This is a genomic window from Geobacter hydrogenophilus, from assembly GCF_018501225.1.
Classification (GTDB): Bacteria; Desulfobacterota; Desulfuromonadia; order Geobacterales; family Geobacteraceae; genus Geobacter; species Geobacter hydrogenophilus.
On sequence record NZ_JAHCZI010000003.1, the window covers coordinates 63,686 to 82,659 of the forward strand.

Genomic DNA, 18,974 nt, shown 5'->3' on the forward strand with positions numbered 1-18,974 from the left:
CTCGTCGCAGGGAAGCCGTGACGGCTTCCCTGCCAAAAGGATGAAGATAGATGGCTGAAAAACTGAAAGTCGATCTGGTAACACCCTATAAGAAGATCCTGTCCGAAGAGGTCGATGAGATCACCGCCACGGGCGCCCTCGGCGAGTTCGGCGTCCTTCCGGGCCACGCGCCGTTTCTCACCTCCCTGAAGATCGGAGAGCTCACCTACAAGAAGGGTGGCCAGCTGTTCCATCTGGCGGTCAACTGGGGCTACTTTGAGGTTGAGGATGACAAGGTTACGGTGCTCGTCGAAACCGCGGAGCGGGCCGACGAGATCGACCTGGAGCGGGCCAAGGCTGCCCTGGGGCGCGCGGAAGAGGCACTCAAGCGTCTTTCCCCCGAAGACAAGAGCTACAAGACCCAGGAGGCTGCCCTGGAGCGGGCACTGATCCGTATGCAGGTGGCGGGCAAGACCACCCGGAAGTAGCGACACATCACCATGTACCGAAAAGAGCGGCCTCTGCCGCTCTTTTTTTTTCACTGAAGCAGGCCCTGAATCCTGCTATGATCCGGACATGCCAAACACTAAGCCACGCATCGTCATAACCATGGGGGATCCCACCGGGGTCGGCCCCGAGATAATCGCCGCAACTCTTGCCGATCCGGAAGTGCGGAAGCACTGCCGGTTCCTCGTTCTCGGCGACAGGGCTGCCATGGCACGGGGAATCGCCGTTGCGGGGGCCGCGCTCAAGGTGGAGCGGACCGATGCCCTGAACTGGGAGGAAAGCAAGGAAGGGGTGCTCCCCCTTTGGGAGATTTCGTCTCTCACCGATACGGACATGCAGTATGGCCGCCCCACCGTTGCCAGCGGCGACGCCATGTATCGGGCCATCTGCGAGGCGGCGCGGCTCTGCCTTGAGGGAAATGCCGATGCCATGGCGACCGCTCCCATCAGCAAGGAGGCCCTTAACCGGGCCGGGCATCACTATCCCGGTCATACGGAGCTCCTGGCCGAACTGGCCGGTGCGGAACGGGTCGTCATGATGCTGGCCGGCTCGCGGATGCGGGTCACCCTCGTTACCATCCACGAGGCCTTGGCGGATGTGCCGCGGCTGGTGACCTTCGAGCGGGTGCTGGAGACGATCCGGATCACCCACCGGGATGTGCACCGCTACTTCAGGAGGAACCCCCGCATCGCGGTGCTGGCCCTCAACCCCCACTGCGGCGAAGGGGGGATGTTCGGGGACGAGGAGGCGCGAATCATTGCTCCGGCTGTTGAGGCAGCCCGGCAGGAGGGGATCGACGCCCTCGGCCCCCTCTCCGCCGATACCCTCTTTCACTTTGCCATCCAGGGGGGCTACGACGCGGTGGTCTGCATGTACCACGATCAGGGACTCATCCCCCTGAAGCTCCTCCACTTCGACGACGGGGTCAACGTGACCCTGGGGCTTCCCATCATCCGCACCTCCGTGGATCACGGCACCGCCTACGACCTGGCGGGGACCGGCAGGGCATCGGCGGATAGCATGAAGGCTGCCATCCTCATGGCGGCGGACATGGCGCGGGTCAAGGGATCGGGGGACGGAAAGCCGTGACCATGAAAAAGCTGCTCTATCTGGCAATCGGGGCCGTGGTGGCCTATTGCGCCTATATCGCCATATCCCTCATGTTCCTCCCGTCCGTGGAAGAGCTCAAGAACCGCCGCACGAACATGACCATCCAGGTGAAGGATTGGCACGGCGACTACCACCCCTTCACCGTGGGGCCCAAGAACCGCTACTGGACCCCGTCAGGGAGCATCCCGGCGGAGATGAAGTGGGCGGTGATCCTGGCCGAGGACTCCAACTTCTACAAGCACGAGGGGATCGACGTGAAGGCGATCAAGAACGCCATCAAGTACGACCTCGAAAAGAAGAGCTTTGCCCGGGGGGCCTCCACCATCACCCAGCAGGTGGCCAAGAACCTCTTTCTCTCCCGGGAGAAGACCATCTCCCGCAAGGTGAAGGAGATCGTCCTGGCCAAGCGGATGGAGGAGGAGTTGACCAAGGGGAGGATCATCGAGCTCTACCTGAACGTGGTGGAGCTGGGGCCCATGGTTTACGGCATCGGTCACGGGGCCCGATACTACTTCGGCAAGCCGGCCTCGGCCCTGACCCCCCGGGAGTGCGCCTTTCTGGCCGCCATGCTTCCGGGGCCCCGGGTGGCCTACAATCCTTACAAGAACTTGGACAAGGTGCTGAAGCGCTCCACCATGATCCTGCGGCTGTTGCGGAACAAGGGTGTCCTCTCGGTCGGAGAGTACCAGCAGGCCATGGGGCAGGAGCCCAACATCGCCGGGCTCCAGCGGAAGGTGGACCAGAGCATCGAGAAGGAGGCGGCTGCGTTCCAGAACTTCTCCGGGGTTGCCGGACCCCAGGAGCCGACCGCCGTGCCACCGCCCGAAGGGGAGAGCCCTGCACGGGAAGCGTCGCCGGCAGAGCCAACGCCGGAGCCGGCCGGGGCGGCTCCGGCGGAAGAGGGGAAGGGGGGAGCATTCCCCGTCCAGGAAGAGCAGAAATAGGAAAGGGCGGGGATTTCCCCGCCCTTTCCTATTCATGAGATCGTGCTGCAACAGACCGCGTAGGCTTGAGTAAGCAAGCGAATCATCTGCTTCGCCCTTACCCAACCACATCTAAACCCGGTACCCCTCGATGGACGGATCCGAGAACTCGTTGGGGACCGCGATGATCCGCTCGTTGTCGTCGATCACCACATTCACCCGGCACTCCGCTCCCGGCTCGGCCCGGGTGTAGCGCAGGAGTATCTTCGCGGAGGTCTCCAGGAGCGCATCGTCCACGACCCCCATGAGGACTCCCAGGGGGCTCGATCCGTCGATCCAGCGGAGCGTCGCCTCCCCCGGCTGGATGTTGCGGGAGAGGAGCTCGTTTTCCGCCTCGTTGCGGCCGATGAGGGCCTTGGTCCGGGGACCGACCCGGAAGTGGCGTGCCACCTTCAGGAGGCGGAAATCCCGCAGGTTCAGCTGGTCCGAGTGGTCGAACACGTCCCGCACCTTGGAGACGAAGGAGACCTCGGTCAGGAGGCAGCCGCCGGCGGGGCAGGGGTAGTTCTTCACATCGAGATCCTCGGCCAGCTGCATCTGCTCCTTGCGGGAGCGTCCCTGGATCGCCAGGAGCTTCTCCCGGTCCACCCATCCCTCCTGCTCGGGGAGGGTGGGCTCGAAGTGCTTGGCCGACAGGGGGCGGAGCAGCCGTCCCGCCAGGCCGCTTTCCCGCTCGATGATGTCGAGGGTGTGGCGGCGCTGGCTCATGGGGCGCTGCCCCAGCACCTCGCCGGTGATGACGAAGTCGGCGCCGCTCTCGGTCATGTACTCCTTGGCCTTGCGCAGCAGGAAAATCCGGCAGTCGATGCAGGGGTTCATCCCCTTGCCGTAGCCGTGCTTGGGCTTTCGGACCACCTCAAGGTAGTCGACACCCTTGTTCATCACCTTGATGGGGATGCCGAATTCTTCGGCCACCCGGATCGCTTCCGATTTGCATCCAGCGTTTTTTCCGGTACAGGTACAGAAGGGGGAGGTGAAGTTGAGGGCTTCGACTTCGATCCCCTGCTCAAGCATCACCTTGACCGCAAGGGTAGAGTCGAGCCCCCCGGAGAGGAGGGCGAGGGCTTTTCTTTTCATGGAACGCTCCTGGGGCGCCATGACGGGCGTCGGCAGACGCGGGGCCGGTCACGGAGCCGAAAATTTTTCATGAGCCTAGCACAGGGGTGTCTGTCGTGTAAAGGATGAGAAACGGGCAAGCCGAAAATATTCCTCAAGAATTGTGCGAACCTGACCGATGTAGTCAAGAGGGAGGATAGCCATGGAAAGCATCGTACGGCCGGGGTCCCTGGGGGACATACTCTTCCGGTGCCAGATCATCAGTGAGAACGATATCCGCGCCGCCCTCGACGAGCAGCAGGCGTCGGGGTGCCGCTTCGGCGAGGCCCTGGTGAAACTGGGGGTCGTGGCCCAGGAGGACATCGACTGGGCCCTCTCCAACCAGCTCAACATCCCCTACGTCCGGCTCAAACCGACCATGGTGGACACGGAGGCCGTGGCCCTGATCCCGGCGCCCCTAGCGCGCCAGCACAACCTCATTCCCCTCATCGTCACCGGCGATGAGATCAGTGTCGCCATCGCCGATCCCCTCAACACCGCCGCCCTGTCGGCCGTGGAGAAGGCCGCCGGCTGCCCTGTCTCGGTGTCCGTGGCGCTTCTGCGGGAGATCCGCGAGATGCAGGAGATCTTCTACGGCCCGCCCGATGAGACCGACACCCTCGGTTTCGAGTCGGCCGCCTTTCCGGCCAGCGCCCTCAGCGCCATCAACCACGACCTGACCGGGGCGAAGTTCGTCGACTACCTCCTCCTCTTCGTGGTCCAGCAGAAGCTCTCGTCCCTCTCCCTGCAGCCCTTGGGAGACGGGATTGCGATGGTCTGCCGCCGGGGCGGGGTCGGGCGCGAGGCGGGGCGGCTCTCACCCACCCATTACCCCGAGGTGGTCATGCGGGTAAAGAAACTGGCAAAACTGACGGGGGGAGAGTTCACCGCCAAGGGTACCTTCGCCTTCGGCTGGAAGGGGCGCACGATCCCGTTCCAGGTGGCGCTCCTGCGGGGAGAGGGGGGTGACTACCTCACCTTCCGGATGCGCGTCGATGCCGCTTTCCCCGACTCCGTGGCCGACATGGGGCTCCCGGAGGCAACGACGGCCCGCTTTGCCGAACTGGCCGCGGCGGGGCGGGGGATGGTGGTCATGGGCGCCCGGGAAGAGGAGATGCGAGGGCGGCTCATGGAGCTCTACCTCCAGGAGTGCGACACCGGCGGCAAGACAGTCATCATGGTGGGGAGCGGACCGCCCCAGGGGGGGAGGCGCTTTCCCCGGGTGCCGGTGCCCGCCGGCACCGAGGTGGGGGCAGTGGTCATGGCGGCCCTGGAGCACGATCCCGATATCCTGATCCTCGAAGATGTGGCCGACGGCAAGGTCTTCGCGGCCGCCTGCCGTGCCGCCCAGCGGGGGACGCTGGTTGTGGCGGGGCTCGGCTGCGGCGACGGGGCCGGAGCCCTGCAGCAGCTCATCGCCTTCCGGGACCGGCACCTCCTCACCCCGGCCCATCTGCGGGGGGTCATCGTCTGCGCCGGGGTCCGCACCCTCTGCCCCGACTGCCGCGCGGCCGCCCCGGCACCACCTGACGAAACGGAGCCCTCCTTCCGGGCCGCCGGGTGTCCGGCCTGCGGCCAGACCGGTTATGGCGGGACCCGCTTCCTCATGGACGTCATCACCTTCGACCAGCGGGTGCGGGAACGTTTCGAGACGGCCCGCGACGGCAGCGGCGTGATCGAGCTGTTGCGGGAGCATGGCTGGCGGGGAATCGCCGAGGAGGGACGGGCGCTGGTTGCACAGGGGGTAATCTCCCGGGAGGATTTCATGGCCTCCCTACTCAGCTGACGGAGAAGTCACATGGCACGCATCGACACACTCTTCAAAATGCTCAAGGAACAGGGGGCCTCCGACCTCCACCTCTCCTCCGGGGCGCCCCCCATCTTCCGGCTCCACGGCGAGATGGCCCGGCAGAACTTCAAGCCCCTCAGCCACGACGAGCTGATGGTCATCCTCTACGAGATCCTCACCGACAAGCAGAAGGCCGACTTCGAGGAGCGCCACGACCTCGACTTCGCCTACGCCATTCCCGGTCTTGCCCGGTTTCGGGGAAACTACCTGATGACCCACCGGGGGATAGCCGCCGTTTTCCGGATCATCCCCAGCAAGATCCTCTCGGCCGATGATCTCAGCCTCCCCGACGGGGTCCGCCGCATGACCATGTTCAAGAAGGGGCTCGTGCTGGTCACCGGCCCCACCGGCTCGGGAAAATCCACGACCCTCGCCGCCATGATCGACCTCATCAACGCCACCCGCAAGGAGCACATCCTCACCCTGGAGGACCCCCTCGAGTTCATCCACGAGAACAAGCTGTCGCTCCTGAACCAGCGGCAGATCGGCGAGCACTCCATGACCTTCACCGCCGCCCTGAGAGCCGCGCTTCGGGAAGACCCCGACGTCATTCTCGTCGGCGAGATGCGGGACCTGGAGACCATCGGCCTCGCCATGAGCGCCGCCGAGACCGGGCACCTGGTCTTCGGGACCCTCCACACCAACTCCGCGGCCAAGACCATCGACCGGATCATCGACGTCTTCCCCACCGACCAGCAGGAGCAGACCCGGGCCATGCTCTCCGAATCCCTCAAGGGGGTCGTCTGCCAGCAGCTCCTGAAGACCGCCGACGGCAAGGGGAGGGTGGCGGCCCTGGAGATCATGCTCGGCACCCCGGCCATCGGCAACCTGATCCGGGAGGGGAAGACCTTCCAGATCCCCTCCATCATCCAGACCGCCAAGCGGGACGGAATGCAGCTCATGGACCAGCACCTGCTGGACCTCTTCAAGACCAAGCGGATCACCGCCGAGGAGGCCTACCGCTGCGCCCAGGACAAGAAGCAGTTCGAGCAGTACCTGGCGGAGAAGCCGGGGCAGTAGGGTCTTTTCCTTTCGGGCCGGCTTCTCCTATTACGAGGGAGAGTCGGCCCGAACGATAGTTCACGCCGTCAGCCCCTCCACGAACTCCGCCATCAGCCGCAAAACAACATCAGTCATTTCATGGTGCGGCACATGGGCGCACCCCTCCACCATCGCCTTCCGGGCATCCGGTACCTTTGCCGCGATCGCGTCCACCTGGGCCACCGTGCCATAGTTGTCCTCCGTGCCTTGCACCAGCAGGACCGGGCATTCTATGGACGGCAACGCATACTCGATATTCCAGTGCTTGAACCCCTCGCTGAGCCAGATGTCGGACCATGCCTTGAAAAGCCCTTCCGTCTTGTCCCCGTGATACCTGAAGAGCCCGCGCAATCCTCCCCCGTTGAAGGTATCCGTCGTGGCCCGGATGCCGGCTAACGTCTCCTTCTCCACAAAAACATGGGCCGCCTCGCCGATGAACCCCTTGAGCCGCGAAGGCTTCTCCGCCGCGGCAATAAGGCCGACACTTCCGCCGTCCGAGTGGCCGATCAGGATGTAATCCCTCTCCGGGATCAGCCGTGCAACGACGTCCGGCAACTCAAGCAGCGCATAGCTATGCAGATAGTGGAGGGTCATGGGGGCGGGGAGCGGCGATGAACTGCCGTAGCCGAGACGGTCGTAGACAATGCCGGGACAGCCGGTTTGCTGGCAGAGCAAATGGGGAAACTTCTTCCACATGGCCGTGGAGCCGAGCCCTTCATGGAGAAAGACCAGATGGGGGCGGTTCTGGTCCCCGTCGATAAGCTCGTAGTAGATCTGTCTGTTTTCGCCAAGGTTCAGGTGCGGCATGGAACGTATCTCCTCTTGAGGGATGTATTTGGGGCGGCGGCCTGCGCCGTCAGCCGCTGTAGGTGCCCGGCTCCACTTCCCGGGCCTGGCCGATGGCGGCGAGGGTTGCCAGCAGTTCCGCCACCTTGTCGGTGCGGGCGCGCTGGAAGGTGCGGGCGATAGTGTCGGCGGTGGCAGGGCCGCCGGCGGCGGCCAGGGCGGCGCGGACCGCCTGGACCTGCTCGGGGAGGGTCTTGGGCCAGGGGAGTTTTTCCCCTTTACCCCTCACCCCGGCCCTCTCCCCCAAGGAGAGGGAGATTTGCGACCCCTCTCCCCCGGGGAGAGGGTGGCCGAAGGCCGGGTGAGGGGAAACCTCTTCCCCCTGCGGCTTCTGGTACTCGGGCCGCAGCCAGCGCACCACGCCCTGTTCCTCCTCCCTGGCCCGTTCCCGGTTCAGGGCCACCAGCCGTTCCAGAATCGCCTCGTCGGTCAGGTCCGCCGGCCAGCCGTAGGCCTCGGCCACGGCGGCGTCCAGCTCGTCATGGAGCTGCCGGAGCACCGCAACGAGCCCCTGCTCGTGGATGGTCTTCTCCTTGGCGGTCAGTGCCTCGCCGCTCCGCAGCTTCTCCAGCACGTTGTACATGCCGGTCAGGGTCAGGTCAGGGTGGAGGGACTGCTGCCGTTTGCGGTGGTCGTCCAGCTGTTCGGCAAGAGTGCGGATGCGCTCTTTCGTCGTCTCGTCGCAGGCAGGGAAGGGGAAGGGCTCGAAACAGCGGGTCTTGTTGTAGCGCGGTCGGTCCTCCAGCGTTCCGCCGGCGGCCAATGCCCAGGCGACGTGAACCCGGCTGGAGAGGACACCCAGGACGAAGGGGTCGTCGCTGGCGATGTTGACCAGCATGTTGTCGGGGAGGATGCTCCGGTCGAGGAAGACGAAGACGCGGTGTTTAGCTGTCTCGACGGTGGCGATGTAGCGGGGGAGGCCGGCAAGTTGCTTTCTGAGTAAGGGGTTTGGTTCCCCAAAGAGCCACCAGTTGAGCTTCCTACTTTCGCGTTTGTTCTGGTCTCTCTCTGGTTTGACCCGCTCGTACACCCACTGGTAGACCTCGGGAAACCAGTCGCGCACCTCCTCCGAGGTGAGGCCGAACAGGTCGATCACCAGCACGCCGCGGGGTGTGGCGGTCAGGTCGCGGCCGTTCCGGTAGGGGCGGATGTGGTTCTCAAGCCCGAGAATCCGGCCCAGCCCCAGCCTTGCGGCGTCGTCGGGCGTTACAATGAACCCTGCGCCGTGGAGTTTGACCCCCGGATTGCTCATCCCATTATTCGCTCGCAGCGGCACGGCCCCGGCCACGTTGGCCCCAATCGTCAGATCGGCGTGCAGCACCCCTCGCCGCGTGGCCAGCTCTACGTCCACCCCTTCGCCGTCGCCGGGTTCCTCGGCAACAACGGTGCCGAGTATCCCCTCACCCGTCGCTTCGCGCCACCCTCTCCCGGGGGGAGAGGGTTTGCCGTGCTCCCCTCGCCCTTCGGGAGAGGGGGCGGGGGTGAGGGGAGACGCAGTCCCCGCCGTCATGGCGATCCGGACGGCGGCCCCGTCGGCGGAGTCCACCCACGGGTGGTCGGGGATGGCGAAGGCGAGGGAGAGGGGAGGAGCCGCCGCCAGGTGCTGCTCGATCACCCGCCGGTTGAAGGCCTGCCGGATGCTGTTGGTGGTGATGAACCCGAAGCGACGCAGCTTCCCCCGGCGGGTCAGTTCGGCCGCCTGCTGCCACCAGTACATGACGAAGTCCGCCGAGTCGGGCACCTCCTTCCATGCCGCACGGAGGGCCTCCACGTAGCCGTCCCCCAGGGAGCGGCGCATGGTGGCGGCCCCCAGGAACGGCGGATTCCCCACTACGAAATCGGCCTCGGGCCACGCTGCCGGGCGCGGGTTCAGGTAGCGGAGAAGCGGGACTTGGGCCGCTTCGTCGGGCACCTGCTCCCCCGTGACCGGGTGGGCCTTGGTGGTGCGGCCGTCCCAGCGGGTGACCGGCTGGCCGTCGCCGTCCACAACCGGTTCCACGCCGTCGTAGGCCAGCACCGCGTCGCGGCACTCGATGTTGCGGAACTTCTTGATGACCGGCTCCGGCGGCAGCACGTGCCCCCGTGTGCGGAAGTGCCACTGGAGGTACCCGATCCAGAGCACCATGTCGGTGATGGCGGAGGCCCGCGGGTTGACTTCGATCCCCAGGAGCTGGTGGGGGTCCACGGTGGTGCCGGCCAGATCGAGGAGGGCCTGGCTTTCGCCGAACCCCTCAAGGGCGTTCAGCACCTCCCCCTCCAGCCGCTTGAGGTGCTCGAAGGTGACATAGAGGAAGTTGCCGCTGCCGCAGGCCGGGTCGAGAATGCGAAGGGTGCAGAGGGTGCGGTGGAACTCCTTGACCAGGGCCACGGCTTCGGCCCGCTTCCCCTGGCCGTCCAGGGTGACGGCGGCGGCCAGGACCGCCTCCCAGTCGGAGCGGAGCGGCTCCACCACGGCGGGGAGCACGAGCCGCTCCACGTACTCGCGGGGGGTGTAGTGGGCGCCCAGGTGGTGGCGCTCCTCCGGGTCCAGGGCGCGCTCCAGAAGGGTACCGAAGATGGCCGGCTCCACATCCCGCCAGTCGGCCTTGCAGGCCCGGATCAGGAGGGAAAGCTGCTCCTCGCCGATGGGGAGCGCCTCGGCCTCCTCGAAGAGTCCGCCGTTGAAGCGGAGGAGCTTCTCCCGCAGGACCGGGGAGAATCCTCCCTCCTTCATGGTGGCCCAGAGGGATTCGGCCATGGGGGCGAACTTGTGGGCCTCACCTTTGAGGCTTTCCAGCAGGCCGGTGAAGCTTTCGTTGGGGATCAGCCCCACGTCCTCGGCGAACATGGTGAAGAGGCAACGCTTGAGGAAGTTCCCCACCTTCTCCGGCTTGTGCCCGGCCTGCTCCAGGGACTTGGCCAGGAGCGCCAGCCGGTCGGCCACCTTACGGGTTGCTTTGGCGCTATGCTTTGATGGGTCCAGGTGGTGAGGATCGGTCCAGACCAGACGGAGGCGTTCGCGTACCTCGGGCGCTTCCAGGTCTTTCAGGTGGATGCGGTAGGAGCCGGGGTCGGGGAAGGGGAGGTACGCCTTGCCGGTGCAGGAGAACTCGCTGTAAAGCTCGATGGCGTGCCCCACGTCCACCACCACCAGAAACGGCGGCCACCCCTCTTCCACGGGGAGGGCGCGGGCGTACTGCTCCGCCTGCCCCTTGGCCTTGAGCATGGCCACGTCCCACCCCCGGGTGCCGCGCATGGCGGTTCCCCGGCGGCCCGACATCCACGCCGGCTTATCTTCTTTGACGAGAAGCGGCTGGCTCTCGCCGGGGCGGTCGCTCCCCTGCTTGGCCTCCAGGACGAAGCACCCCCGCTTGTACAGGTCGATCCTTCCGGTGCTCGTGAGCCCGGTGCCGTGGCGGAAGGTGACGGCCCGCTCGAAGACGTAGGCGTTGTTCCGGTCATCGGGTTGGGTCGGTTCGGGGCGCGGTACCCCGAAGAGGTCGCAGAGCTCGGAGAGGAACAGCTGGTAGTTGGCGCGCTCGGCCGCGCCGGATGCCTCCCAGCGGCGGAAGAAGTCGGCGACGGCGGCGGGTGCGGGTGCTTCGGGCATGGGGTCCCCCAAGGGTCATTGCATGGCAAAACGAAGTAGATGGCGAGATTAGCGCATAATTATGTGGTTGTCGAGGGGGAGGGAAAAGAGGCATAGACCACGGCAAAACAGAAAAAAATCTTGCCACAGCGCCACACCGCGTGATATAGAAAGTGCTTCTTAGTCGGGGCGTAGCGCAGCCTGGTAGCGCACCTGCTTCGGGAGCAGGGGGTCGGAGGTTCAAATCCTCTCGCCCCGACCATAAAAAAGATCAAGGGGTTACGGCTTTTGCTGTAACCCCTTTCTTCTTTTGTGGAACCTCTCGTGAACCCTTATTCCTGATAAGAGGAATTTGTAGTTCCCTCTGATGCATCACACGAGAAACGCCCAAAGTCCTCCAATCTTTGCGCTGTGAGACTACTTTTAATGTCGCAATTGTTGATTTTCGTGACGGTTAACGTATTATGTCGTCACGAAAGCTGTTACGAGACAGAAAGGGCGTCCTGTGCCGAAGCATATCGCAGAGCAGGAACTGAGGCAGATCGAAGAGCGGATTGCGGCGTATCCGCGAGGAGTTGGCATAACCGGCCTGGAGGAAGCCCTTTCCATGGCAGGAATCGTCATGAATCGGCGTTCCCTTTTGCGCCGGCTCAGCATCCTCATCGAGAGCAGCCGCATTCGTGCCACTGGAGCATTCAAGGGGCGTGTTTACTGGCCGATCATGCCTGAGTCTGCCGAGGCCGCAGAGCCGGAAGAATCACTCATCCCCCTCTCCGAGGCTGGTCGCGAAGTCCGCAGTTATGTCAGCCAACCGATTCAGCGTCGCGAACCGGTCGGCTATCAGCGCGATTTTCTCCTCTCCTATCCCGATTCCGGACCATATCTCGACGACGCCACCCGTGCACATCTGCATCAAATCGGCCGTTCACACCAGGAGGCCTTGCCTGCCGGGACCATGGCCAGGCAGGTCATGGGAAGGCTTCTGATCGACCTTTCCTGGGCATCCAGCTACCTGGAAGGAAATACCTACTCCATGCTGGAGACGGAACGTCTGATCTCCTTCGGCCAGGCCGCAGAAGGGAAAGATGTGCTGGAAACACAGATGATCCTGAATCACAAGCAGGCCATCGAGTTTCTCGTGGAGGCCGCCGATGAAATCGGCTTCAACAGGTATTCCATCCTGAACCTCCACGCCATCCTGTCCGATAACCTTCTCCCCGATCCGGAGGCCTGCGGCAGACTGCGGCAGATCGCCGTCGGTATCGGCGGCTCGGTTTATTCGCCGCTGTCCACTCCACAGCTATTGGACGAATACTTTCATCTGGCTCTTGATATGGCAACTGCCATCACTGACCCCTTTGAACAGTCGTTCTTCGCTCTGGTGCATCTCTCCTATCTGCAACCATTCGAGGATGTCAACAAGCGGGTGGCACGGCTTGCCGCCAATATCCCGCTGGTAAAGCACAATCTCTGCCCACTGTCGTTCATCGATGTCCCTAAACGTTCCTATGTTGAAGGGATTCTTGGGGTCTACGAACTGAATCGCATCGAGCTGTTGCGGGATGTTTTTGTCTGGGGGTACGAGCGCTCGGTCAAGCGCTACCTGAGTACTCGGGAAGAACTGGGGGAGCCGGATCCGTTCCGGATGAAATACCGCTCTGCCTTGACCGAGGTGATCCGTCACGTGGTCCTCCAGCCGACGGGCGATGATCGAGAATTTGTCAATGCGTGGACAACGGAGCACATCCCCGAGGACAATCGGCAGCGGTTCATCAGCCTTGTGCATGCCGAATTGAAGGGCCTGCATGAGGGGAACATTGCACGTTTTCGGCTGCGGCCGGCGGAATTTAAAGTGTGGCAGGAGAAGACGGGTAAAGGAGAGAGGTAATCATTGCTCCCTTGCCGACCAGCAATGCCGCTTCTTGAAATTTCTCCCGTGCCTCAGCAAGTGAAACCTTCGGGTACTGCCTGAGATTCAGCTGATGGCTCTTGCCGTTCAGGGTGCAGATCAAAGGGTTACGGCAATCGCCGCAACCCCTTTCTTTTTGATTGGCGAAGGTGAAAACTCCGCACATCCCTGAAGAGATCAGATCCCCCCCATGCAGAGGTATTTCACCTCCACAAACTCCTCGATGCCGTACTTGGACCCCTCCCGGCCCACCCCCGACTCCTTCACGCCGCCAAAGGGCGCCACTTCGGAGGAGATCAGGCCGGTATTGATGCCGACCATGCCGTATTCGAGGGCCTCGGACACCCGCCATACCCGCCGGATGTCCCTGCTGTAGAAATAGGATGCCAGGCCGAATTCGGTATCATTGGCCATGCGGATCGCTTCCTCGTCGGTGGTGAATTTGAACAGGGGAGCCAGGGGGCCGAAGGTCTCTTCCCGGGCCACCAGCATCTCGGGGGTCACCTCGGTGATGATGGTGGGCTCGAAGAAGGTCCCCCCCAGGGCGTGGCGCTTGCCGCCCAGAACGACGCGGGCCCCCTTGGCAACGGCGTCGGCTATGTGCTCCTCCACCTTCTCCAGGGAAGCCATGTCGATCAGGGGCCCCTGCTGCACATCCCCCTTGAGGCCGTCGCCCACCGTCATTTTCGAGACCGCGGCGACCAGTTTTTCGCAGAATGCCCCATAGACCGATTCCTGGACGAGGATGCGGTTCGTGCAGACACAGGTCTGGCCGGTGTTGCGGTACTTCGAGGCGATGGCCCCCTCCACGGCGGCATCCAGATCGGCGTCGTCAAAGACGATGAAGGGGGCATTCCCCCCCAGCTCCATGGAGACCTTTTTCATGGTGCCGGCGCACTGGGCCGTCAACAGCTTGCCGACCTCGGTGGAGCCGGTGAAGGTCAGCTTGCGGACGATGGGGTTGCCGGTCATCTCGTCGCCGATCTCTTTTGACGATCCGGTAATCACGCTGAAGACTCCCGCCGGGATGCCGGCCTGCTCGCCGAGGAGTGCCAGGGCCAGGGCCGAAAACGGGGTGGAGGTGGCTGGTTTGACCACCATGGTGCAGCCGGCGGCCAGGGCAGGACCGGCCTTGCGGGTGATCATGGCAGCCGGGAAGTTCCAGGGGGTGATGGCGGCGCAGACGCCGATGGGCTCCTTGATCACCACGATCCGCTTGTCCCGGGCATAGGAGGGGATGGTGTCGCCGTAAACCCGTTTCCCTTCCTCGGCAAACCACTCGATGAACGAGGCGGCATAGGCGATTTCACCCCTGGATTCCGCCAGGGGTTTCCCCTGTTCGGCGGTCATGATGACGGCCAAGTCCTCCTGGTTCTCCATGATCAGCTCGAACCACCGGCGGAGGATCGCGCTCCGCTCCTTTGCCGTCCTCGCCTTCCAGCCGTCCAGGGCCTTGTTGGCGGCCTCTATGGCGCGCCGTGTTTCCTGGGTACCCATTTTGGGGACAACGCCGAGTATCTCCCCGGTGGCCGGATTGGTCACATTGATGGTTGCGCCGCTGTCGGCGCTGCACCATTGCCCGGCAAGGTAACATTGTTGTTTCAGCAGGGAACTGTTCTTGAGGGTGATCATATTCTGGTCTCCTCCGTCTGTTTTGTTGGCTCAGTTGAAGTGTAATCCGAAAACGCGACAAAGAAAGTTTCCCGGTAATGTTAGATGATTTTTATCGATGAAAAAACTTCTTTCTTGAGTGGGCCAGATTCCATTGCTGGTGGCGCGACACGGCTGCAGTGCCGCTCGAAGCCGCCGGAGAAAATGATTGTCACCAACCGGCCGGAAATGCTACAAAACTAAGGTTTTGTCGAACGGCTGCGAATGGAGGGTGTACGGGTTTTGAGGGCGCGACGTTGGGTATGGGGATGGATCCTGCTGCTCTGCTTTCTGGTGACGCCGGGATGCTACTACTTCAGGCTGGCGGCCGAACCCCTGCGGAAGCCGCGGTTCGTGACGGTGAGGCCTGTCGATGAGGTCTACGCCACGGTGAAGAGTCTGCTGCTGAAGGACGGCTATGTGATAGAGCAGGAGGACCCGAAGGAGCGGACCCTCCTGACCGAGTTCCGCCACTTTGCAACCCGGTCCGGCGGTGTTACCCTGCCGGAAGGAGGGCGCCTCTACTATCACAAGCTCCGGGTGACGGTGGGTGGCGGCGAAGAGGGGGCCGCGGTGGAACTGGAATCGGTTGACCTGGAGATCCGCTCCAGCTATGTGTACGAAGAGGGGGGAAAAGTCCTCTCCTTCAAGAAGCGCTACCCCTACGAGCACTACCCCAGCATGTTCGACCTCTCGTCGGTGAACCTGGAACTGGCCCGGATGCGGGGATACCTGGAGACGTCGTTGTCGGGAGGGGAAAAGAATGGTAGGTGAGGAAAGGATGGCCATGGGGATGTTCGGGAAGCTTAAGGTGTTTCTGGAGATGATCAAGTTCTCCCACACGATCTTTGCCCTTCCCTTCGCCTTCACGGGAGCGGTGCTGGCCGCCCAGGGAGTGCCGACGGCCTACCAGGTGTTCTGGATCCTCATGGCGATGGTGGGGGCCCGGACCGCGGCCATGGGGCTGAACCGCGTCATCGACGCGGAGATCGACGCCCGCAACCCCCGCACCGCGGGGCGCGCAATACCGGCGGGGCATATCGGCCGGGGAACCGTGATCGTCTTCATCGTCATCTCCATCCTTCTCCTGCTCTATGCGGCCCACCGGCTGAACCCCCTCTGCCTCTACCTGTCGCCCGTGGCCCTCTTTTTCCTGGTCCTCTACTCCTACTGCAAGCGGTTCACGGCCCTGGCCCACGTGGTCCTCGGCATCTGCTTGGCCGCGGCTCCCCTTGGGGCCTGGATCGCCATCCGGGGGACGGTGGAACTTCCCGCGCTGCTCCTGGCCCTGGCGGTCCTTTTCTGGGTGGCCGGCTTCGACATCCTCTACGCCCTCCAGGACCTGGAGTTCGACAAGGGGGCCGGACTCCACTCGATCCCGTCCCGGCTTGGGGTGAACGGCTCCCTCTGGACCGCCCGCCTCTTCCACGTGGCCATGGTGGCGCTGCTGGCGGGGCTTTCCATGACTGCCGGACTCGGCGTTTGGTACCTGGCGGGGCTCGGGCTCTGCGTTACCATGCTCCTCTACGAGCACTGGCTCCTGCGGGGGGGGGACCTCTCCCGGCTGGACGCCGCCTTCTTCGCCATGAACGGCTACATCAGCATCACCCTCTTCGTGGCAACCTTCGTGGACGTTCTGGCGCGGAAGGGGGGGGCATGAGCGGCACGGTTCTCGTGGGGATCACCGGCGCCTCGGGCTCCGTCTATGGCCTTCGGCTCTGCGAGGAGCTCCTCAGGGCCGGGAAGTGGGTGGTGGTCACCGCCAGCAGCACCGGCATCGGCGTGGTGCGGGAGGAGACCAACCTCGACCTCTCCGGCAGGGAAGAGGAGGCGGCCGCTCGGCTGCGGGAGCTCTTCGGGGCTTCGCCGGAGCAACTCTCCTTCTACGGTGCCGACAACCTCTTCGCCCCCCCGGCCAGCGGCTCGGCGGCCCCCGACGCCATGGTGGTTGCCCCGTGCAGCATGGGGACCCTGGCCCGCATCGCCACCGGCCTTTCCACGACGCTCCTGGAGCGCTGCGCCGACGTCATGCTCAAGGAGGGGCGCCCCCTGGTCATCGTTCCCCGGGAGACCCCCCTTTCCGCCATCCACCTGGAGAACATGCTGAAGCTGGCCCGGCTCGGGGTGCGGGTCGTGCCGGCCATGCCCGCCTTCTACCACCGGCCCAAGTCCATGGACGACCTGGTGGACTTCGTGGTGGGGAAGGTGCTCGACACCCTCGGCGTTCCCCATGAACTCTTCACCCGGTGGGGGACCCCATGATTTCACTCGCGTCCATTGCAGAAAAAGTTCATGCCGGTGAGCGGATTACCGACGACGAGGCCCTCTTCCTCTTCGAGTCCCGGGACCTCATCGCCGTGGGAGAGCTGGCCGCGGCCGTGAACCGGCGCCGGAACGGTGACCGGGTCTTCTTCAACGTGAACCGCCACATCAACCACACGAATATCTGCGTGAACCGCTGCTCGTTCTGCGCCTTCTACCGCGCCGCCGATCAGCCGGGGGCCTACCTCTACGACCTGGAGGAGATCCGCAACCGCGCCCTGGAGGCCCACGCCCAGGGGGCCACGGAGATCCACATCGTGGGCGGCCTCCACCCGGACCTCCCCTTCGACTTCTACCTGGAGATGCTCCGGACCGTGAAATCGGTTTCCCCGGACCTCCATCTGAAGGCCTTCACCGCCGTGGAGATCGAGTACCTCTCGAAACTGGCCGGCCTCTCCGTGGCCGAGACCCTGGCGGCGCTGAAGGGGGCCGGGCTCGGGTCGCTGCCCGGGGGTGGGGCCGAGATCTTCGCCCCTGACGTGCGCAACCGGCTCTGCCCGGAGAAGATCAGCGGCGAGCGGTGGCTGGCGGTCATGGAGGAGGTCCACCGGGCGGGCCTGAAATCCAACGCCACCATGCTCTTCGGCCACATCGAGAGCTACGCCGACCGGGTCGATCACATGCGCCGGCTGCGGGAGCTCCAGGACCGGACCGGCGGGTTCCAGGTCTTCATCCCCCTCGCCTTTCAGAAGGAGAACAACCCCCTGGGGCACCTGAAGCGCCCCGGCCCCGGCGGGGTCGACGCCCTGAAGACCCTGGCCGTCGGTCGCATCTACCTGGACAACTTCGCCAACATCAAGGCCTACTGGGTGATGCTCGGGCTGAAGACCGCCCAGGTGGCCCTCTCCTTCGGGGTGAACGACCTGGACGGCACCGTGGTGGAGGAGAAGATCGGCCACGACGCCGGCGCCGCCACCCCCCAGACCATGGGGCGCGACGAGATCGTTACCCTGATCCGCAAGGCGGGGCGGGTGCCGGTGGAGCGGGATACGCTTTACAACGAGCTGAGGGTGTACTGACCATGGATACCGTGATCGAAAAAATCGAGCAAGGGGAGGCCGTCGACCGGGACGAGGCGTTACGTCTCCTGACCAGGGCCGACCTCCTCACCCTGGGGCGCCTGGCCGACGGCATCCGCCGACGCCTCCACCCCGAGGATCTGGTCACCTTCGTGGTGGACCGCAACGTGAACTACACCAACGTCTGCGAGTCAAAGTGTAAATTCTGCGCCTTCTACCGGGACGAGGGAGCCCCTGACGCCTACCTCCTGGCCGAGGAGGCCATCTACGCCAAGATCGCCGAGCTGGTGGAGCACGGCGGGACCCAACTCCTCATGCAGGGGGGGCTCCACCCACAGCTGGGGATCCAGTGGTTCGAGGAGCTCTTCCGGGGAATCAAGGCGCGGTTTCCCCGGGTCCAGAACCACTCCCTCTCCCCGGCGGAGATTACCCAGATCGCCACGGTCTCGAAGCTCACCATCCCGGAAACGGTGCGGCGCCTGCGGGAGGCGGGGCTCGATTCCGTCCCCGGGGGGGGGGCAGAGATCCTCGTGGACCGGGTCCGGAAGGAGATATCCCCCAAGAAGATCGGCTGGGAAGGGTGGGCCGCGGTGATGGGCGAGGCGTCCCGGCAGGGGATGGCCACCACCGCCACCATGATGTTCGGCAGCACCGAGAAGCCCGAGGACATTGTGGAGCACCTCTTCCGGGTCCGGGAGCTCCAGGCCGCCGGAGGCTCCTTCACCGCCTTCATCCCCTGGACCTACCAGCCGGGGAACACCGAGCTGGGGGGCGACACCGCCACCGGGGTCGAGTACCTGAAGGTCCTGGCCCTCTCTAGGATAGTTCTCGACAACGTGCCGAACATCCAGGCCAGCTGGGTGACCCAGGGGGCCCAGATGGCCCAGGTGGCCCTCTTCTTCGGGGCCAACGACCTGGGGGGGACCATGCTGGAGGAGAACGTGGTGGCCGCGGCCGGCTGCACCTTCCGCATGAGCCTCGAAGAGATGGTGGAGCTGATCCGCGAAGCGGGGTTCATGCCTGCCCAGAGAACGACGCTGTATACTATAATTCGGGAATTTTAGAGTTTCCCCCTCCCCGACAATCCTCACGACTG

15 protein-coding genes and 1 tRNA gene are annotated in these 18,974 nt (G+C 64.2%); 12 read left to right on the forward strand and 4 right to left on the reverse strand.

Going from position 1 to position 18,974, the window contains the following annotated elements; translation table 11 throughout:
• The first annotated feature begins 50 nt into the window (after positions 1–50).
• From KI811_RS06230 to KI811_RS06240, 3 genes are all read left to right on the forward strand, one after another.
• Entirely contained in the window at positions 51–467 is a 417-nt protein-coding gene (locus KI811_RS06230) for a F0F1 ATP synthase subunit epsilon (RefSeq protein ID WP_214185614.1), read from the forward strand.
• Between the two features lie 88 nt (positions 468–555).
• Positions 556–1,575: a 4-hydroxythreonine-4-phosphate dehydrogenase PdxA gene (gene pdxA / locus KI811_RS06235; RefSeq protein WP_214185615.1), complete on the forward strand. Its 1,020-nt coding sequence runs from the start codon at positions 556–558 to the stop codon at positions 1,573–1,575.
• A 2-nt stretch (positions 1,576–1,577) separates the two neighbouring features.
• Positions 1,578–2,540: a transglycosylase domain-containing protein gene (locus KI811_RS06240; RefSeq protein WP_214185616.1), complete on the forward strand. Its 963-nt coding sequence runs from the start codon at positions 1,578–1,580 to the stop codon at positions 2,538–2,540.
• Positions 2,541–2,651: 111 nt separating this feature from the next.
• Here KI811_RS06240 and KI811_RS06245 read toward each other — a convergent pair whose 3' ends face one another.
• The gene (locus tag KI811_RS06245) at positions 2,652–3,656 is read right to left on the reverse strand and encodes a hypothetical protein (protein WP_214185617.1); all 1,005 of its coding nucleotides are present in this window, start codon (positions 3,654–3,656) and stop codon (positions 2,652–2,654) included.
• A 181-nt stretch (positions 3,657–3,837) separates the two neighbouring features.
• Here KI811_RS06245 and KI811_RS06250 point away from each other — a divergent pair, with 181 nt between their 5' ends.
• Positions 3,838–5,460, forward strand: coding sequence for a GspE/PulE family protein (locus KI811_RS06250; protein WP_214185618.1), 1,623 nt, complete (start codon positions 3,838–3,840; stop codon positions 5,458–5,460).
• A 12-nt stretch (positions 5,461–5,472) separates the two neighbouring features.
• The gene (locus KI811_RS06255) at positions 5,473–6,543 is read left to right on the forward strand and encodes a type IV pilus twitching motility protein PilT (RefSeq protein WP_214185619.1); all 1,071 of its coding nucleotides are present in this window, start codon (positions 5,473–5,475) and stop codon (positions 6,541–6,543) included.
• A 60-nt stretch (positions 6,544–6,603) separates the two neighbouring features.
• Here KI811_RS06255 and KI811_RS06260 read toward each other — a convergent pair whose 3' ends face one another.
• A complete protein-coding gene (locus tag KI811_RS06260) occupies positions 6,604–7,371 on the reverse strand; it encodes an alpha/beta fold hydrolase (protein WP_214185620.1) in 768 nt (255 codons plus the stop codon).
• Between the two features lie 49 nt (positions 7,372–7,420).
• Complete coding sequence (locus KI811_RS18580; protein ID WP_246551477.1) at positions 7,421–10,999, reverse strand: class I SAM-dependent DNA methyltransferase; 3,579 nt, start codon at positions 10,997–10,999, stop codon at positions 7,421–7,423.
• Positions 11,000–11,163: 164 nt separating this feature from the next.
• Here KI811_RS18580 and KI811_RS06270 point away from each other — a divergent pair.
• Together KI811_RS06270 and KI811_RS06275 are read left to right on the forward strand one after the other, a co-directional pair.
• Positions 11,164–11,240 (forward strand) — tRNA-Pro (locus KI811_RS06270).
• 243 nt (positions 11,241–11,483) lie between these two features.
• Positions 11,484–12,866, forward strand: coding sequence for a Fic family protein (locus KI811_RS06275; protein WP_281874958.1), 1,383 nt, complete (start codon positions 11,484–11,486; stop codon positions 12,864–12,866).
• 198 nt (positions 12,867–13,064) lie between these two features.
• On the opposite strand, the gene gabD is transcribed toward KI811_RS06275, so the two are convergent.
• Positions 13,065–14,519, reverse strand: coding sequence for an NADP-dependent succinate-semialdehyde dehydrogenase (gene gabD / locus KI811_RS06280; protein WP_246551479.1), 1,455 nt, complete (start codon positions 14,517–14,519; stop codon positions 13,065–13,067).
• 261 nt (positions 14,520–14,780) lie between these two features.
• On the opposite strand from gabD, the gene KI811_RS06285 reads away from it, so the two are divergent.
• From KI811_RS06285 to mqnC, 5 genes are read left to right on the forward strand one after another with little or no spacing between them, the layout of a single operon-like run.
• Entirely contained in the window at positions 14,781–15,311 is a 531-nt protein-coding gene (locus KI811_RS06285) for a hypothetical protein (RefSeq protein WP_214185621.1), read from the forward strand.
• Positions 15,301–16,197, forward strand: coding sequence for a 4-hydroxybenzoate octaprenyltransferase (locus tag KI811_RS06290; RefSeq protein ID WP_214185622.1), 897 nt, complete (start codon positions 15,301–15,303; stop codon positions 16,195–16,197). The genes KI811_RS06285 and KI811_RS06290 overlap by 11 nt, the downstream gene beginning before the upstream one ends.
• A complete protein-coding gene (locus tag KI811_RS06295; RefSeq protein WP_214185623.1) occupies positions 16,194–16,799 on the forward strand; it encodes a flavin prenyltransferase UbiX in 606 nt (201 codons plus the stop codon). The genes KI811_RS06290 and KI811_RS06295 overlap by 4 nt, the downstream gene beginning before the upstream one ends.
• Positions 16,796–17,878: an aminofutalosine synthase MqnE gene (gene mqnE, locus KI811_RS06300; protein ID WP_214185624.1), complete on the forward strand. Its 1,083-nt coding sequence runs from the start codon at positions 16,796–16,798 to the stop codon at positions 17,876–17,878. The genes KI811_RS06295 and mqnE overlap by 4 nt, the downstream gene beginning before the upstream one ends.
• 2 nt (positions 17,879–17,880) lie before the next feature.
• Entirely contained in the window at positions 17,881–18,942 is a 1,062-nt protein-coding gene (mqnC, locus tag KI811_RS06305) for a cyclic dehypoxanthinyl futalosine synthase (RefSeq protein WP_214185625.1), read from the forward strand.
• The last annotated feature ends 32 nt before the right edge of the window (positions 18,943–18,974 follow it).